Origin of the sequence: Pseudomonas sp. F9001 (assembly GCF_013385435.1) — a bacterium.
GTDB lineage: Bacteria > Pseudomonadota > Gammaproteobacteria > Pseudomonadales > Pseudomonadaceae > Aquipseudomonas.
Genome location: NZ_JACAPX010000021.1, coordinates 44,451 through 61,733, shown reverse-complemented (window position 1 = coordinate 61,733; position 17,283 = coordinate 44,451). Strand labels below are relative to the sequence as shown.

Annotated in this window: 15 protein-coding genes; 8 read left to right on the top strand and 7 right to left on the bottom strand. The window is 60.9% G+C overall.

The annotated features are described in order from the left end of the window. Positions 1–9 precede the first annotated feature (9 nt). The 7 genes from HX818_RS20580 (at position 10) to pqqE (ending at position 6,619) form a co-directional block, all read left to right on the top strand. Positions 10–804: a carbon-nitrogen hydrolase family protein gene (locus HX818_RS20580; RefSeq protein WP_102370039.1), complete on the top strand. Its 795-nt coding sequence runs from the start codon at positions 10–12 to the stop codon at positions 802–804. A gap of 51 nt (positions 805–855) precedes the next feature. Continuing rightward, a complete protein-coding gene (gene pqqF / locus HX818_RS20575; protein WP_177020658.1) occupies positions 856–3,228 on the top strand; it encodes a pyrroloquinoline quinone biosynthesis protein PqqF in 2,373 nt (790 codons plus the stop codon). A gap of 159 nt (positions 3,229–3,387) precedes the next feature. Beyond that, positions 3,388–3,462 (top strand): pyrroloquinoline quinone precursor peptide PqqA, encoded by a 75-nt coding sequence (gene pqqA, locus HX818_RS20570; RefSeq protein ID WP_003194766.1) that lies wholly within the window; start codon positions 3,388–3,390, stop codon positions 3,460–3,462. A 77-nt stretch (positions 3,463–3,539) separates the two neighbouring features. Beyond that, positions 3,540–4,451: a pyrroloquinoline quinone biosynthesis protein PqqB gene (gene pqqB / locus HX818_RS20565; protein ID WP_003211040.1), complete on the top strand. Its 912-nt coding sequence runs from the start codon at positions 3,540–3,542 to the stop codon at positions 4,449–4,451. 11 nt (positions 4,452–4,462) lie between these two features. After that, entirely contained in the window at positions 4,463–5,215 is a 753-nt protein-coding gene (gene pqqC / locus HX818_RS20560; RefSeq protein ID WP_003211042.1) for a pyrroloquinoline-quinone synthase PqqC, read from the top strand. Continuing rightward, the gene (gene pqqD / locus HX818_RS20555; protein WP_003211043.1) at positions 5,212–5,487 is read left to right on the top strand and encodes a pyrroloquinoline quinone biosynthesis peptide chaperone PqqD; all 276 of its coding nucleotides are present in this window, start codon (positions 5,212–5,214) and stop codon (positions 5,485–5,487) included. Before pqqC ends, pqqD begins: the two co-directional genes overlap by 4 nt. Next, complete coding sequence (gene pqqE, locus HX818_RS20550) at positions 5,480–6,619, top strand: pyrroloquinoline quinone biosynthesis protein PqqE (RefSeq protein ID WP_008434380.1); 1,140 nt, start codon at positions 5,480–5,482, stop codon at positions 6,617–6,619. Before pqqD ends, pqqE begins: the two co-directional genes overlap by 8 nt. Positions 6,620–6,625: 6 nt before the next feature. Here the strand turns inward: pqqE and HX818_RS20545 are convergent, their stop codons facing one another. Together HX818_RS20545 and HX818_RS20540 are read right to left on the bottom strand one after the other, a co-directional pair. After that, the gene (locus HX818_RS20545) at positions 6,626–6,784 is read right to left on the bottom strand and encodes a YqaE/Pmp3 family membrane protein (RefSeq protein ID WP_003211049.1); all 159 of its coding nucleotides are present in this window, start codon (positions 6,782–6,784) and stop codon (positions 6,626–6,628) included. 186 nt (positions 6,785–6,970) lie between these two features. Next, on the bottom strand, positions 6,971–8,251 hold the full coding sequence (locus HX818_RS20540; protein WP_177008812.1) for an aspartate aminotransferase family protein: 1,281 nt from the start codon (positions 8,249–8,251) through the stop codon (positions 6,971–6,973). A gap of 209 nt (positions 8,252–8,460) precedes the next feature. On the opposite strand from HX818_RS20540, the gene HX818_RS20535 reads away from it, so the two are divergent. After that, on the top strand, positions 8,461–9,351 hold the full coding sequence (locus HX818_RS20535; protein WP_003211052.1) for a LysR family transcriptional regulator: 891 nt from the start codon (positions 8,461–8,463) through the stop codon (positions 9,349–9,351). Between the two features lie 226 nt (positions 9,352–9,577). On the opposite strand, the gene HX818_RS20530 is transcribed toward HX818_RS20535, so the two are convergent. The 5 genes from HX818_RS20530 to HX818_RS20510 all read right to left on the bottom strand — a co-directional run bounded on the left by HX818_RS20530 (position 9,578) and on the right by HX818_RS20510 (position 17,275). Continuing rightward, complete coding sequence (locus HX818_RS20530) at positions 9,578–11,356, bottom strand: acyl-CoA dehydrogenase C-terminal domain-containing protein (protein ID WP_177020657.1); 1,779 nt, start codon at positions 11,354–11,356, stop codon at positions 9,578–9,580. Between the two features lie 122 nt (positions 11,357–11,478). Next, positions 11,479–13,263 carry an acyl-CoA dehydrogenase C-terminal domain-containing protein gene (locus HX818_RS20525; RefSeq protein WP_087694737.1) on the bottom strand — a complete coding sequence of 595 codons (1,785 nt, stop codon included), beginning with the start codon at positions 13,261–13,263 and terminating at the stop codon, positions 11,479–11,481. 90 nt (positions 13,264–13,353) lie between these two features. Further along, a complete protein-coding gene (locus tag HX818_RS20520) occupies positions 13,354–14,643 on the bottom strand; it encodes a diguanylate cyclase (protein WP_177020656.1) in 1,290 nt (429 codons plus the stop codon). A 204-nt stretch (positions 14,644–14,847) separates the two neighbouring features. Further along, a complete protein-coding gene (locus HX818_RS20515) occupies positions 14,848–16,653 on the bottom strand; it encodes a phenylacyl-CoA dehydrogenase (RefSeq protein WP_087694738.1) in 1,806 nt (601 codons plus the stop codon). A gap of 340 nt (positions 16,654–16,993) precedes the next feature. Further along, positions 16,994–17,275, bottom strand: coding sequence for a hypothetical protein (locus HX818_RS20510; RefSeq protein ID WP_003211062.1), 282 nt, complete (start codon positions 17,273–17,275; stop codon positions 16,994–16,996). Between the last annotated feature and the right edge of the window lie 8 nt (positions 17,276–17,283).

Below are 17,283 nucleotides of genomic sequence, written 5' to 3'. Positions count from 1 at the left end.
GAGTTGCCCATGCGTGTTGCCCTGTATCAATGCCCGCCTTTGCCGCTGGACGTGGCCGGTAATCTCAAGCGCCTGCATCAGTTGGCGCAAGAGGCCACCGACGCCGACCTGCTGGTACTGCCGGAGATGTTTCTCACCGGCTATAACATCGGCGTGGAAGCGGTCGGCGCCTTGGCTGAAACCCAGGACGGTCCCGCTGCCCAATCCATCGCCGCGCTGGCGAAAAACTCGGGCGTGGCGATCCTCTATGGCTATCCGGAACGCGGTGCAGACGGGCAGATCTACAACGCCGTGCAGTTGATCGACGCCAACGGCCAGCGCCTGTGCAACTACCGCAAGACCCACCTGTTTGGCGACCTCGACAACTCGATGTTCAGCGCCGGGGACGATGATTTTCCGCTGGTGGAATTGAACGGCTGGACGCTGGGTTTCCTGATTTGCTATGACCTGGAATTCCCGGAGAACACCCGGCGCCTGGCGCTGGCCGGGGCGGAGTTGATCCTGGTACCGACGGCCAATATGGTGCCTTTCGATTTCGTCGCCGATGTGACCGTGCGGGCGCGGGCGTTTGAAAACCAGTGTTATGTGGCCTACGCCAATTACTGCGGGCAGGAAGGCGAGATCCAGTATTGCGGGCAAAGCAGCATCGCCGCGCCGGATGGCCAGCGGATTGCCCAGGCCGGTCTGGATGAAGCGCTGATCGTGGGCACACTCGATCGGCAGTTGATGGTCGACTCACGCGCGGCCAATCGCTACCTGCTGGACCGTCGTCCCGAGCTTTATGGGGCGTTGCACAAGCACTGATCCCGGCTGCTTTGCGCTAGCATAGGCACTTCCTACGTTTCGGAAGTGCTCATGCCTGCGCCGGCCCACCCTCATCACCTTCAATTGACCCTGGCCAGCGGCCTGCGGGTTTCCTTGCATCATGCGCCGCGCTTGAAGCGCGCCGCGGCTGCCTTGCGCGTTGCAGCGGGCAGCCACGATGTGCCCCTGGCATGGCCGGGGCTGGCGCATTTTCTTGAGCATTTATTGTTCCTGGGCACCGGGCGTTTTCCTGCAAGCGACGGGCTGATGGCCTACGTGCAGCGCCAGGGTGGACAGGTGAATGCCAGCACCCGCGAGCGCACTACCGACTTTTTCTTTGAGGTGCCTGTTTCGGCATTTGAAGCCGCACTGGAGCGCCTGGGGGACATGCTCGCCCATCCGCGCCTGGCCCTGGAAGACCAGTTGCGTGAGCGCGAAGTATTGCAGGCGGAGTTTATTGCCTGGTCGCAAGATGCCACGGCGCAACAGCAACAAGCGTTGCTGGGAGGGGTTGCGGCGGATCATCCGTTGCGCGCGTTTCATGCGGGCAACCGGGATAGCTTGGCGGTAGAGCGTGAGGATTTTCAGCAGGCGTTGCGGGATTTTTATGAAGGTTTCTATCATTGCGGGCAGATGACCTTGAGCCTTGCGGGCCCTCAGTCGCTGGTGGAGCTGGAGGCATTGGCGCATCAGTTTGGCGCTGCGCTGAAGACTGCACCTCTGCGGCGACAGACGCCGGCGCCAGCGTTGCTGGCCGGCAATCAACGTACCTATCAACACACCGATGAACACCACTGGCATCAGGTGGTGGCAAGCGAGGCTTCCCCTGAGGCGCTGGATTTCCTCTGCCTGTGGCTGAACACTTCGGCGCCCGGCGGGTTGCTCGCCGAGTTGCAGTCGCGGCAGTTAGTCAGTGCCATTAACGCAACGGCGCTGTATCAATTTGCCGGACAGGCGTTGTTGGATATCAAGTTCACCCTGGACACTCAGGGTGCGCAGCAGACGACACTGATCGAAGAACTGCTGCACGACTGGCTGAGCTTTTTCGCACACAGTGACTGGGCGCCCCTGCGGGAAGAGTACGCCTTGCTGCTTGCTCGCAAACAACAGGTCAGTGGTGCCCTGGCATTGGCCCGGCAGGCCAACGAACTCGTCCTGTCCGAGCAAAGCGCCAGCTCCCTCAAGACCCTGTTGGACTCGCTGCAATTGCCGCCGTCCCGGCACGCCTGGCAACTGCCGCCCACCAATCCGTTCCTGCAGCCGACAGCCAGGGAAGAGCGCCCGGGGCTGATTCGCGGGCAAACCAGCGCCCATCGCGGCCTGCGCACGTTCGCCCAGGATCGCTCCCGTGGGCGAAAGGACTTTTCGGCGCTGACCTTCAGCCAGGCCTTGCCAGGCGACACAGATGAAGGCGCGCTCTACCTGCGCTGGCATCTGGATTCGCCGCTGGATGCAGAGCTTTTCCCACGGCTGCGTGAGAACGCCAGCCAGGCTGGCGTCCAGTTGTCTTTCGAGACAATCGGCGGTCACTGGCAGCTGAAGATGCTAGGGCTGCACGAACCCATGCCCGCGATATTGGAGGAAGTGGCCCGTGAGCTGACCCGCCTCGACGAAAATGCCGGAGCGTCATCCTCCCCCGCGCCGGCAATGGCGATCCGGCAGTTACTCAAGGCATTGCCCGGGTATTGCGCCGACACCCCAGCTGCACAACAGGTTGCTGGGCGAGACAGATGGTCAACCGCTCGCTGGCAAGGGCTTGCCGTGGGACTGTCCGCCGCCTGCGAGACGGCGATAAAAAGTGCAGCCGGGAAACTGCCCGGCCAACCGCAAGCGGCTATCAGCGAACTGCCGTCAATCAGCAGCCAGCATCGTTGGCACGAAGTCAGGACCGATTCCAGCGACGCCGCGTTGCTGCTGTTCTGCCCGACAGCCACACGCTCCCTGGCGGACGAAGCTTGCTGGCGCCTCCTCGCACATCTGGTGCAAGCGCCGTTCTACCAGCAACTGCGTGTTGAGCTTCAATTGGGCTACGCGGTGTTCAGCGGCATCCGACAGTACAACGGGCAAACCGGCCTGCTGTTTGGGGTGCAATCCCCAAGCGCGTCTCTTGCGCAAATACTTGATCGCCTGCAGGCGTTCCTGAAGCAACTGCCCGCGCTGATCAACGCCAGCGAACTGTCGAACGATCTGGCCCGGCAATTTTCCCTCGACGCCCTACCCACTTCCCAAGCCGCTGAACTGCTCTGGCACGCGCACTTGGCAGGCCACCCGTCGGATTACATCCAGCAGCTGCAAGATTTCATCCAGACCCGCACCCGCGAGGATTTAATGGTGGCTGCACAGCAACTCGATGCTGCTGCAGGCGGATGGTGCTGTGTGGCCAATGGCGCTTGTGCCGCCGGCTCCTGGCAACGATCTGGCTGATCATTGCCGCTTCGGTAAAAGGCTTTTTCCCGCAGGACAGCGCTATCTTCAAAAGAAGTACGTAACATTCACATGCACACATCTGAACATCTCCGCTTGGAGGTGGACTATATGTATTACTTGGTAGTAAACGTCCCTTCCCTTCGTAGGAGTAAGAACATGACCTGGTCCAAACCTGCTTACACTGATCTGCGTATCGGCTTTGAAGTCACCATGTACTTTGCCAGCCGCTGATTGGCTTTGTATCGCAATGCAACGCCTCGGCTCGCCCGGGGCGTTTTTATTTTTGAGTTGTGTGTAATGGAGCGGCCATGTTTGTCCAGATTCTAGGTTCCGCCGCGGGCGGTGGTTTCCCGCAATGGAACTGCAACTGCGTGAACTGTGCAGGTTTTCGCGACGGCAGCCTGCGGGCCGAGGCGCGTACCCAGTCGTCCATCGCGATTTCCGATGACGGCGTGAACTGGGTGCTGTGCAACGCCTCGCCAGATATCCGCGCCCAGCTTCAAGGCTTCGCCCCGATGCAACCGGGCCGCGCGCTGCGGGATACCGGCATCAGCGCGATCATCCTGATGGACAGCCAGATCGACCACACCACCGGTCTGCTCAGCCTGCGCGAAGGCTGCCCGCACCAGGTGTGGTGCACCGACATGGTCCATGAAGACCTGAGCACCGGCTTCCCGCTGTTCACCATGCTGACCCACTGGAACGGCGGCCTGGCCTGGAACCGCATCGAGCTGGACGCCAGCTTCACGATCCCCGCCTGCCCCAACCTGCGCTTTACGCCATTGCCCCTGCGTAGCGCGGCACCGCCCTACTCGCCTCACCGATTCGACCCACACCCGGGCGACAACATCGGCCTGATCGTCGAAGACCTGCGCACCGGCGGCAAGCTGTTCTATGCGCCGGGCCTGGGCAAGGTTGACGCACCGTTGCTGGAAATCATGGCCGGCAGCGATTGCCTGCTGGTGGACGGCACGATGTGGGACGACGACGAAATGCAGCGCCGTGGCGTCGGCACCCGCACCGGTCGCGAGATGGGCCACCTGGCACAAAACGGCCCCGGCGGCATGCTGGAAGTGCTGGAGCAGTTGCCCAAGCAGCGCAAGGTGCTTATCCACATCAACAACACCAACCCGATCCTGGATGAAGACTCGCCCGAGCGAGCCGAGCTGCTGCGACGCAATGTAGAAGTGGCGTACGACGGCATGAGCATTGAATTGTAGGAGCGAGCCAAATGACTGACACACCGCTGACCACCGCCGAGTTCGAACAGGCCCTGCGCGCCAAGGGCGCCTTCTACCATATCCATCACCCGTATCACGTGGCGATGTACGAAGGCCGCGCCACCCGCGAGCAGATCCAGGGCTGGGTCGCCAACCGTTTTTATTATCAGGTGAACATTCCCCTCAAGGACGCCGCGATCCTGGCCAACTGCCCGGACCGGGAGATTCGTCGTGAGTGGATCCAGCGCCTGCTGGATCACGACGGCGCTCCCGGCGAAGACGGCGGCATTGAAGCCTGGTTGCGCCTGGGACAGGCCGTCGGCCTCGACCCGGATCAACTGCGCTCCCAGGAGTTGGTACTGCCGGGCGTACGATTTGCGGTAGACGCCTACGTCAACTTCGCCCGCCGGGCCAGCTGGCAGGAAGCCGCCAGCAGTTCCCTGACCGAGTTGTTCGCCCCGCAGATCCACCAGTCGCGCCTCGACAGCTGGCCCCAGCATTACCCATGGATCGACCCCGCCGGCTACGAGTATTTCCGCACCCGCCTGGGCCAGGCTCGCCGGGATGTGGAGCACGGTCTGGCCATCACCCTGCAGCACTACACCACCCGCGAAGGCCAGGAGCGCATGCTGGAAATTCTCCAGTTCAAACTGGACATTCTTTGGAGCATGCTCGATGCAATGAGCATGGCTTATGAACTGAAACGCCCGCCGTATCACAGCGTGACCGATCAGCGTGTATGGCATAAGGGGATCACCCTATGAGCTTCGATCGCAGCAAAAAACCGACCTGGCGCCAGGGCTATCGTTTCCAGTACGAACCGGCGCAAAAAGGCCATGTGCTGCTGTACCCGGAAGGCATGATCAAGCTCAACGACAGCGCCGCCTTGATCGGTGGCTTGATCGACGGCGAGCGCGATGTCAGCGCAATCATCGCCGAGTTGGACAAGCAGTTCCCTGGCGTGCCCGAGCTCGGTGAAGACATCGAGCAATTCATGGAGGTTGCCCGTGCTCAGCACTGGATCGAACTTGCCTGACCTGCCACCCAAGCCGGAAATCGGCCTGCCGCTCTGGTTGCTGGCCGAGCTGACCTACCGCTGCCCGCTGCAATGCCCGTACTGCTCCAATCCGCTGGATTTTGCCGAGCAGGGCAAGGAACTGAGCACGGAACAGTGGATCAAGGTATTTCGTGAAGCCCGGGAAATGGGCGCTGCGCAACTGGGGTTTTCCGGCGGTGAGCCGCTGGTGCGCCAGGACCTCGCCGAACTGATCGCCGAGGCACGCAAGCTGGGTTTCTATACCAACCTGATCACCTCCGGCATCGGCCTCACCGAGCAGAAGATCAGCGACTTCAAGAAGGCCGGCCTGGACCATATCCAGATCAGTTTCCAGGCCAGTGACGAGCAAGTGAACAACTTGCTGGCCGGCTCGAAAAAAGCCTTCGCGCAAAAACTCGAAATGGCCCGGGCAGTGAAAGCCCATGGCTACCCGATGGTGCTGAACTTCGTCACCCATCGGCACAATATCGACAAGATCGACCGCATCATTGAGCTGTGCATTGCCCTGGAAGCGGACTTTGTCGAGCTTGCCACCTGCCAGTTCTACGGCTGGGCCCAGCTCAATCGGGTCGGCCTGTTGCCGACCCAGGAACAGCTGGTGCGCGCCGAACGCATCACCAACGAATACCGCGCCAAGCTCGAAGCCGAAGGCCACCCGTGCAAGCTGATATTCGTCACGCCGGATTACTACGAGGAACGCCCGAAAGCCTGCATGAATGGCTGGGGCAGCATCTTTCTGACAGTAACGCCGGACGGTACTGCCCTGCCGTGCCACGGAGCCCGACAGATGCCGGTGCAATTTCCCAATGTGCGCGACCACAGCATGCAACACATCTGGTACGACTCGTTTGGCTTCAACCGCTTTCGCGGCTACGACTGGATGCCCGAGCCGTGCCGTTCATGTGACGAGAAGGAAAAGGACTTCGGTGGGTGCCGCTGCCAGGCGTTCATGCTGACCGGGGATGCCAGCAATGCTGACCCGGTGTGCAGCAAATCGGAGCACCACGGCATGATCCTCCAGGCCCGCGAAGAAGCGGAGCACGCCACCCAGACCATTGAGCAACTGGCCTTTCGCAATGAGCGCAACTCACGGCTGATCGCGAAAGGCTGAGGTCTTTTAGCGTTTGGCGATGATGTACACCGCGTGCACGATGCCGGGAATGTAACCGCACAAGGTCAGCAGGATGTTCAGCCAGAACGCGCCAGCGAAACCCACTTGCAGGAACACACCCAGTGGCGGCAGCAGAATAGCGATGATGATGCGAATGATATCCATGGGTTCAGCTCCAGAAAATCGGCTCGTGTGAGCCGTACAAGCTAATCGACCTTGGCCGTTGGTAAGGGTTCAGTGGGATCTGGCACTCAGCCATCGTCTAATTCGCGGACAAAAAAACGCCCCCAGCCAAAAGAATCAGGCTGGAGGCGCCGCGTATACCGCGAGACGGTTCAGGAAATATGGGGCTTAAACGGCAATGCCCTTGCGGCATTGCAGCTGTGCAGTGCGCACCCGGGAGAAGGTACGGGCCAGACGCAGGAGCATTTCGTCGACGTTGCTTTTGCTCAATGTGAGCGCCGGGGTGAAGCGCAGGCAATCGGGTTGCGGCGCGCTCAGGATCAGGCCTTCACTGAGCGCGGCGTTTACCACCGCATCTGCCGAATCCTCCGACAGAGTCAGTCCCCACATCAGGCCCTGGCCGCGCAGTTCACCCTGGTCATAGCGATGCGCCAGGCGGGCAAGCCCTTCGCCCAGATAAGCGCCAACCTCGCAAACGTGCTCCAGAAATTCGTGACTCAGTACGGTATCGAGCACCGCTATACCAGCGGAAGCCATCAGCGCGTTGCCATGGTGGGTGCCTTCCAGCTCACCGATTTCAAAACAACACGCCTTGCCCCGCGCGAGCAACGCCGCCAGTGGCACACCACCACCCAAGCCCTTGCCCAGGCAGATGATGTCGGCACGTACGCCGTAGTACTGTTCGGCGAGCAACGTGCCACAACGGCCGGTGCCGGTTTGCACTTCATCGAGGATCAACAGAATTCCCAGCTCACGGCACAGACGTTCGACACCCTTGAGGTAATGCTCGGTCGCGGGAATGACGCCGGCATCGTTCTGGATCGGTTCCAGCATGATTGCTACGGTTTGCGCATCCACCGCCGCGTGCAGCGCCGGCAGGTCGTTGAACGGCACGTGGCTGAAGCCTGGCAACTGGGGCTCAAAACGGTTTTCACTGGCGGCTGCCGAGGCCGACATCGCGGCAAAGCTGCGGCCATGGCAACCGTTGCTCGCGGTGATGATGCGATAGGCGCCACCACGGTGCAGTTGGCCCCATTTGCGCGCCAGCTTGATGGCCGCTTCGCAGGCTTCCGCGCCGCTGTTGAGCAGGTAGGCCTGGTCGCTGCCGGTGCGATGGCACAGGCGGTCGGCGAGGTTCAGTTGAACGCGGTTGTGCAGGCTGTTACCGGGATTGATCAGCGATTGGGCCTGATCGGCCAGCGCCTTGGTCACTGCCTGTGGGCTATGGCCCAGGCTGTTGGCGCCGCCACCCTGGCTGAAGTCGAGATAGGCGCGGTCTTCGCTGTCCCACAGCCAGGAGCCCTGGCCGCGTACAAACACCTGGGGCGGGCGGGCCACGCTGGGCATCAGGCAATCGCTGGAAAGATCGTCTCGCAGAGCCGGGGTCTTCGCCTCGAGGATCAGATCATCCAGGCTGGGGGCGGGGCGACGCAGGTTGAACAGGTTCATGGATGAACCTCTTTGGCAATCGCACCTTGGTCGGTATTACCGATAAACCCATGGCGGAGGTTTTTTGCCTTGCCTATGCAAACACCGTCAACATAAACACTACTCATCTTGCTTTCCGGCCCTGTAAGCCCTGTGAATAGGCGCTAGACTAGGCGCCTTGGGGGCACTCGGCCATTTCGATTTTCCAGCATTTTCGATAAGCATTACTTATGGATTTCAAGCAACTGCGTTATTTCGTCGCGGTGTACGAAGAAGGCCATGTGGGGCGGGCAGCGGAGCGCCTGTCGATCTCCCAGCCAGCTTTGTCGCAGCAGATTCGCCAGCTCGAGCAAAACCTTGATGTGAGCCTGTTCGAACGCAGCAGCAAGCGCCTGCTGCCGACCCTCGCCGCCCACACTTTGTATAACCACGCCCTGCCCTTGCTCGACGGTATGCAGCACGCGGTGGAAGCACTGCGCAACTTCAAGGGCCAGGCACTGCGCACCTTGGCGATCGGCGTGCTGCAAACCGTACACACCAGCCTGGTGCCGCAGATGCTCGAACGGGTGCGCAAGGCCCAGCCGCACCTGGTCGTACAGATCTACGAGCTGACCGGGATGGAAATCGAACGCCGGCTGCTCAACGGCTCGCTGGATATCGGCATCAGCTACCTGCCGCCACGCCAGCCGGGGCTGCACGGCGTGCTGCTGTATGAAGATGAACTGAAGGTGGTCATCCCGGCTGATCACCCGCTGCGGGAATTCAAGAAAGTCTCCCTGAAGCAAGCCGCCGAGTTACCCATGTTGCTGCTGGGGGAAGAGTTTCAGGTGCGCCAGATATGGCAAGGTCAATTGGCCAACCTGGGCCGACGCCCGCAAGTGCAGGCCGAGTTGAATACGATGGCGGGGATTCTCGACAGCCTGCCCCATACCAAGCTGGCGACGGTGCTTCCCGGACGCTCCCAGGATGAACACAACAGCAAGGCGTTGCTGTGGAAACCCTTGAGCGAACCACGGGTGCCGTTGAAAGTGGGGTTGGTGTGCCGGGATGTGCAGCGCCAGCAGGCGACGCTGGAATTGTTGCGCACGCTGCTGGAAGACGTGATGAACGCGCCCGCCTGACTTTTTCGCAGGCAAAAGAAAACCCCGCCGAAGCGGGGCTTTGCAGACTGTTTCCCTGACATCCATTTCACTCCGCCTTCCTGGCAGAATCCTACGTGTCCGTGTTGTTGCTTTGCGCTTCCTGCGCGACGTCCATGTGAAGTAGATTATCCGTGGATCCAATTTGGCGATAGAGGACGAATAGCAGCACGTCATGTAAGAGAATGCTTACACGCCCTCCAAGCCCTTAGAACAGTGCTTCATCCAGCAAAAACAGCGATTCGCTACCGGCTTTTACCGAGGCGCTGAGGGACGCGATCCTCGGCAGCAAGCGGGCAAAGTAGAAACGCGCGGTGCCCAGTTTGCTGGCGTAGAAATCTTCCTGAGCCTCTTTGCCCAAGGCCGCCTTGGCCATCAGGGCCCACATGTAGGCATAAGCCATGTAGCCGAACGCGTGCAGGTATTCCACCGACGCCGCACCGATTTCATTCGGGTTGGATTTGGCGCGGTCCAGCAGCCAGGCGGTCAGTTCGTCCAGGTCATCCACGGCCGCGTTCAGCGGCTTGGTGAATTCGGCCAGTTCGGCGCCGGCAGTGGCGGTGAAATGGCGGATCTCATCAGCGAACAGCTTGTAGAACGCCCCGCCGCTGCCGACGATCTTGCGTCCCACCAGGTCCAGGGCCTGAATGCCGTTGGTGCCTTCGTAGATCTGGGTGATGCGCACATCACGCACCAGTTGCTCCTGGCCCCATTCGCGAATGTAGCCGTGGCCGCCGAAAACCTGCTGGCCGTGCACGGTGGTTTCCAGGCCCAGGTCGGTCAGGAACGCCTTGGCAACCGGGGTCAGCAGAGCAACCAGATCGTCCGCGCGTTTGCGGGCGGTGGCGTCTTCGCTGAACTTGGCGGTGTCGAGCTGCATCGCCACATAGGTGGAGAACGCACGGCCACCTTCGTTCGAGGCTTTCATGGTCAGCAGCATGCGCCGCACGTCCGGGTGGACGATGATTGGGTCAGCGACCTTGTCCTTGGCTTTCGGGCCGGTTGGCGAACGGCTTTGCAGGCGGTCGCGCGCATATTCGATAGCGTTCTGATAAGAGCGCTCACCGGAGGCCAGGCCCTGGATGCCCACACCCAGGCGCTCGTAGTTCATCATGGTGAACATCGCGGCCAGGCCACGGTTAGGTTCGCCCACCAGGTAGCCCACGGCTTCGTCGAAGTTCATCACGCAGGTCGCAGACGCCTGGATGCCCATCTTGTGTTCGATGGAGCCGCAGGTCACCGGATTGCGCGCCCCCAGGCTGCCGTCGGCATTGACCATGAACTTGGGCACCAGGAACAGCGAAATACCCTTGGGACCCGCCGGTGCGTCCGGCAGCTTGGCCAGCACCAGGTGGATGATGTTCTCGGTGAGGTCGTGTTCGCCACCGGTGATGAAGATCTTGGTGCCGCTGACCTTGTAGGAACCGTCTGCCTGAGGCTCGGCCTTGGTCCGAATTATCCCCAGGTCAGTGCCGGCATGAGGTTCGGTCAGGCACATGGAACCGGCCCACACGCCGGAGTACATATTCGGCAGGTAAGTGGCCTTGAGCTCTTCACTGGCGTGGGTGTTGATCGACACGCAGGCGCCGGAGGTCAGCATCGGGTACAGGCCGAAGGCCAGGCCCGAGGAGTTGATCATCTCTTCTACCTGGGCCGACACTGCCTTGGGCATGCCCATGCCGCCGTACGCCGGGTCGCCGCCAACACCTACCCAACCCCCTTCAGCGTAGGTTTTGTAGGCGTCCTTGAAGCCAGCCGGGGTGAAGACCGCGCCATTCTCCCAGCGGCAGCCTTCTTCGTCGCCGCCGCGGCTGAGCGGGGCGACGGTCTTGGAGGTGACTTTGCCGGCTTCTTCGAGGATTGCCTCAACGGTCTCGGCGTCGACGGTTTCCGCCAGCGCGGGCAGTTGGGCCCAGAGTTTGGCGACCTCGAAAACTTCGTTGAGGACGAAGCGCATATCGCGCAGCGGCGCTTTGTAGTCAGCCATGGCAAACCTCGTGAGAACTTTAACGTTATTCGGGTGGGGTCGGTTTTACAGACCCCGAGTGTAACCGAACAACTTTTGTGACACATAGGGTCTGCTTGTGACCAACAAGTATTTTACGGTCACTAAAGCGCAAACAGCTCCGCCGGCAGACTCATCAGGCACTCACTGCCCGCCTCCACCGCCGCCCGGTGCGCGGCCGTGCGCGGTAGCAGGCGCTTGAAGTAGAACTCGCAGGTCGCCAGCTTGCCTCGGGCGTAATCGGCATCACCGCTACCGCTGTCCAACTGCTCCTGCGCCACCAGCGCCATGCGCAGCCACAAGTAGGCAAGGATGATGTAGCCGCTGTACATCAGGTAATCCAGGGCTGCAGCGCCGACTTCATCCGGGTTTTTCATGGCTGCCATGCCTACCTTGACCGTCAGCTCACCCCACTGCTGATTCAACTGGTTGAGCTGAGCCACATGGGCCTTGAGTTGCGGATGTTCGGCGTTGGCCGCGCAAAACTTGTGGACGATTTTGGTAAAGCCGCGCAGCAGCTTGCCCTGGCTGCCGAGCACCTTGCGCCCGAGCAAATCCAGGGCCTGGATGCCGTTGGTCCCTTCATAGATCGGCGCAATCCGGCAATCGCGAACCAGTTGCTCCATGCCCCATTCACGAATGAAGCCATGGCCACCGAACACCTGCATGCCGTGGTTGGTCACCTCCAGCCCGGTTTCGGTCATGAACGCCTTGCAGATCGGCGTAAGGAAGGCCAACAGGTCTTCGGCTTCCTGGCGTTGCCCCTCGTCGCCACTCAGGTGTGCGGTATCGAGCAACTGTGCCGAGAAGTAGGTCAATGCGCGGTTGCCTTCATTGAAGGCTTTCATGGTCAGCAACATGCGCCGCACATCCGGGTGGACGATGATCGGGTCAGCGGCTTTTTCGGGTGCCTTGGCGCCGGTCAGCGAGCGCATCTGCAAGCGGTCGTTGGCGTACTTGATCGCACCCTGGAAGCTCGCTTCCCCCAGGCAAAGGCCCTGCATGCCGGTGCCCAGGCGCGCATGGTTCATCATGGTGAACATGCAGTTGAGGCCCTTGTTCGCCTCACCGATCAGGAAACCCCGGGCGCCATCGAAGTTCAGCACACAGGTGGCCGACGCCTTGATGCCCATCTTGTGCTCGATGGAGCCGCAACTCATCGTGTTGCGCTCGCCCGAGTCGGCATGGAACTTGGGCACGATAAACAGCGAGATTCCCTTGGTGCCGGCCGGCGCATCCGGCAGCTTGGCCAGCACCAGGTGGATGATGTTGTCACTCATGTCATGCTCGCCGGCCGAGATGAAAATCTTGCTGCCGGTGACTGCATAACTGCCGTCGGCCTGCGGTACGGCGCGGGTCTTGATCAGGCCCAGGTCGGTGCCGCAATGGGCTTCGGTCAGGCACATGGTGCCGGTCCACTGGCCCGCGGTGAGTTTGCTCAGGTAGGTGTTTTTCTGCTCTTCAGTGCCGTGGGCACGGATCGCCGACATCGCACCGTGGGTCAGGCCGGGGTACATGCCCCAGGACGTGTTGCTGGAGGAGATCATCTCCGCGAGTACCAGGCCCAGGGACATTGGCAAGCCCTGCCCGCCGTAGGCCGGGTCAGCCGCCAAACCGTGCCAGCCGCCTTCCACGTACTGCGCGAAGGCTTCCTTGAAGCCCTTGGGCGTGGTCACCACACCGTTGTCGAAATGGCAGCCTTCTTCATCGCCGGAGCGGTTCAACGGCGCCAGGACGTTTTCGCAGAACTTCGCACCTTCCTCGAGGATCGCGCCGACCATGTCCGGGCTGGCATCGCTTGCACCCAGCGCGGCGTAGTGGCCGTGGAAGTCAAAGACGTGATCGATCAGAAAGCGCATGTCGCGCAGGGGAGCTTTATAGTCAGGCATGGCAATGTCTCCGGCAGCAGATGCCTTCAACCTACTGCCCCACGGCCCACCGGACAATCACTGTAGGGCCGCTGAATACACCACCATCACTCAACCGGCAGCGCTGTCCATGCGGACCGCGCCGCGGCGGGTCTGCCCCGCAGCGACCACGCAGTTACGCCCCGCGCCCTTGGCGTTGTACAGCGCCTGGTCGGCGGATTTGAGCACTTCTTCAGGGCTGCGCTGCTCGGCCTGGCGTTCGGCCACGCCGATGCTGACGGTCACCGACACGCTGGAAGTGCCATTGCCCACACGACGCTGGCGCCCCTGCTGGTCGTCGTGGGGACGGTCCGGGTTACGCAGCTTGATGTCGTAGTTGGCGATGATTTCGCGGATCTCTTCCAGGTGCGGCAGGCATTCATCCAGGGTCTTGCCGGCGAATACCACGGCAAATTCCTCACCGCCATAGCGGTAGGCCCGGCCGCCGCCGTTGACCTTGGACAGCTTGCTGGCCACCAGGCGCAGTACCTGGTCGCCCACGTCGTGGCCATGGGTATCGTTGAAACGCTTGAAGTGATCGACGTCCCCCATGGCCAGCACATAATTGCGCCCCAGGCGTTGCATGCGCTCATTGAGCGCGCGGCGGCCCGGCAACCCGGTCAGCTCGTCACGGAAGGCCATTTGATAAGCCTCGTGGGCCACCCCGGCAGCGATCATCAGCATCACCTGGCTGCACATGATGTTCAGGGTGAACGGCAGGATGAACGTCTGCGGCAACATCCAGAACAAGCCCAGCAACCCTACCAGCTGCGCGGCGTGCAGCGGTCTTGGTTGATACCAGTACTGCGCGGCCAGGGTCACAAAACCAATCAGGAACATCGGATAGGACAGCTGGATCAGGCTCATCCAGCGGCCATGCAAGGCGGGCCAGCGAATTTCGGCCAACCAGCTCAACAAGGCATGGGGGAAACTTTGTTCAAGGGCAAGCGCCACGCTGCCTACCGCAAACAGCACCGCGCAGCGTGCGACGAAGTCGCGAAACAGGTGGGTTTTTTCTTGCCAGACCGCGTAGATGCCGAACAGCAACGGTAACAACAGGCAACACAGGTGGAAGACCACGGCCGCGTCGTCCCGCACGCGACCGTTATCGCGGTAGTAATCGGTCTGGGTATCCAGCAGGAAATAGACCACATACACCGTGATCATCAGGAACAGCTCTCGCTGGCGCCGGTAGACCGCGCAGTACGAGCCGCCCAGCAGCAGCACGAGGGTCGGCAGCACATTGAACAGTGAAGTGAAGAACACATTGAGATCCTTCACATACGCAGCCGAGAGCCCCGCCAGCAGTAAAAGCAGTGAAGGTAAAAAATGACTGAAACGTACAGCAGACGCGCGCGACAAGGGTAAAGCTCCGACCCACAAAAAAGATGGCACATTGCCTTCACTGATCACAGTTAAGCACATTCAATGTGATGCGTATCACATTGCCATCACTGTAACGGCCGCTCGGAGCAATCCCTGAGTGCGGTACTGTGGTTTTTTATCGCGCAAAAAAAACCGCCGCTCCCGAAGGAGCGGCGGCTTTTGAAGCGAACTGGCCGAGGCTTAGTAGCCCAGGTCGAAGTTCTCTTCTTTCATGTCCATCAGGTTGTTGGCGCCCGACAGCATGGTTGCAACGTGGGTGCGGGTACGCGGCAGGATGCGCTGGAAGTAGAAGCGCGCAGTCTGCAGCTTGGCGGTGTAGAAGCCTTCTTCGCTGGTGCCGGCAGCCAGTTTCTCGGCGGCCAGGCGGGCCATGTCGGCCCAGAAGTAGGCCAGGCAGGCGTAGCCGGAGTACATCAGGTAATCCACCGAAGCGGCGCCGACTTCTTCACGGTCCTTCATGGCTGCCATGCCGACCTTCATGGTCAACTCGCCCCACTCTTTGTTCAGTGCCGCCAGCGGTGCAACGAATTCTTGTACCGCTTCGTTGCCTTCGTTGGCCTGGCAGAACTTGTGGACGATCTTGGTGAAGCCCTTCAGCGCTTCGCCTTGGGTCATCAGCACTTTACGGCCCAGCAGGTCGAGGGCCTGGATGCCGGTGGTGCCTTCGTACAGCATCGAAATGCGGCTGTCGCGAACGTTCTGCTCCATGCCCCACTCGGCGATGAAGCCGTGGCCGCCGTAGATTTGCACGCCGTGGTTGGCGGCTTCAAAACCGACTTCGGTCATGAACGCCTTGGCAATCGGGGTCATGAACGCCAGCAGTGCGTCAGCCTGTTTCTTGGCTTCGTCGTCGGTGCCGTACTTCACCACGTCAACCTGCTTGGCGGTGAAGTACACCATCGCGCGGTTGCCTTCGGCGAAGGCTTTCATGGTCAGCAGCATGCGGCGCACGTCAGGGTGCACGATGATCGGGTCAGCGGCCTTGTCCGGCGCTTTCGGGCCAGTCAGGGAGCGCATTTGCAGGCGGTCACGAGCGTATTTGAGGCCGCCCTGGAAGCCGATTTCAGCGTGGGACAGGCCTTGCAGCGCGGTGCCCAGGCGAGCGGTGTTCATAAAGGTGAACATGCAGTTCAGGCCTTTGTTCGCGGGGCCGATCAGGAAACCGGTGGCCGCGTCGAAGTTCATCACGCAGGTGGCGTTGCCGTGGATACCCATCTTGTGTTCCAGGGAACCACAGGACACCGCGTTGCGTTCGCCAATCGAACCGTCGGCGTTCGGTACGAACTTGGGAACGATGAACAGCGAAATGCCTTTGGTGCCAGCCGGTGCGTCCGGCAGGCGAGCCAGCACGATGTGGACGATGTTGTCGGCCATGTCGTGTTCGCCGGCCGAGATGAAGATCTTGGTACCGGAAACCTTGTAGGAACCATCAGCCTGAGGCTCGGCCTTGGTGCGCAGCATGCCCAGGTCGGTGCCGCAGTGCGGTTCGGTCAGGCACATGGTGCCGGTCCACTCGCCCGACACCAGTTTCGTCAGGTAAGCCTCTTGCTGCTCGGGAGTGCCGTGCTCGGAAATGGTGTTCATCGCGCCATGGGACAGGCCCGGGTACATGCCCCACGACCAGTTGGCCTCGCCGACCATTTCGCTGACCGCCAGACCCAGGGATTCCGGCAGGCCCTGGCCACCGTGCGCCACGTCGTGGGCCAGGCTTGGCCAGCCGCCTTCAACGAACTGTTTGTAGGCTTCTTTGAAACCGGTAGGGGTCTTAACGCCTGACTCGCTCCAGGTGCAACCTTCGATATCACCCACGCGGTTCAGCGGTGCCAGTACCTGCTCACAGAACTTGGCGCCTTCTTCGAGAATGGCGTCAACCATGTCCGGGGTAGCGTCCTGGCAAGCCGGCAGGCTCTGATAGTGCGCTTCATAGCCAAGCAGTTCGTCACGAACGAAGCGAATATCACGCAAGGGGGCCTTGTAGTCAGGCATAGCGATAAACCTCTGCTGATGTATCTGGGATGAACAACCGCATGGATGTGTTGTGGCGGTCAAACAGTTGTTTGAAACATACGTTTACGACCAATCCTTGTCAAGCGTCGCGCAAACGCCGTTTGTCATGACGCAGGTCAACGTCAGGCACGGCAAGGCCTGCAGCGAAATGCCGCATGACGATTCAGGGGGAAAAAGATTATTGAGCGGTGAAGATCAGTGTGGGAGCTGGCTTGCCTGCGATGCGGGCGCCGCGGTGTATCAGGAGGATCGAGGTGACGCTATCGCAGGCAAGCCAGCTCCCACAGAGAAGCCAGCTCGCACGATAAGAGGGGGGGGGTTATGCGTAAGTATCGATCAAGGTGCCGAGCATTTCGTCGGAAGCCTTGGCGACTTTGGCGCCCAGTTCAACCTGGAACTTGCCTTGGGCCATCTCGACCATGTTGCTCGCCGAGTTGCTCGCCTGATTGGCGTCTACCGAACGCAAACGATCACTTTGCGCGTCCGAAGGCTGGGAAGTGGCGGCGCTGGCAATCTTGCCGGCGGCCTGGTCGACACGGTTCTGCCCGGTCTGAATCGCGCTCAGTCCCGAGTAAAACGCACTGCTACCAGAGATTTCCATGGCGTGAA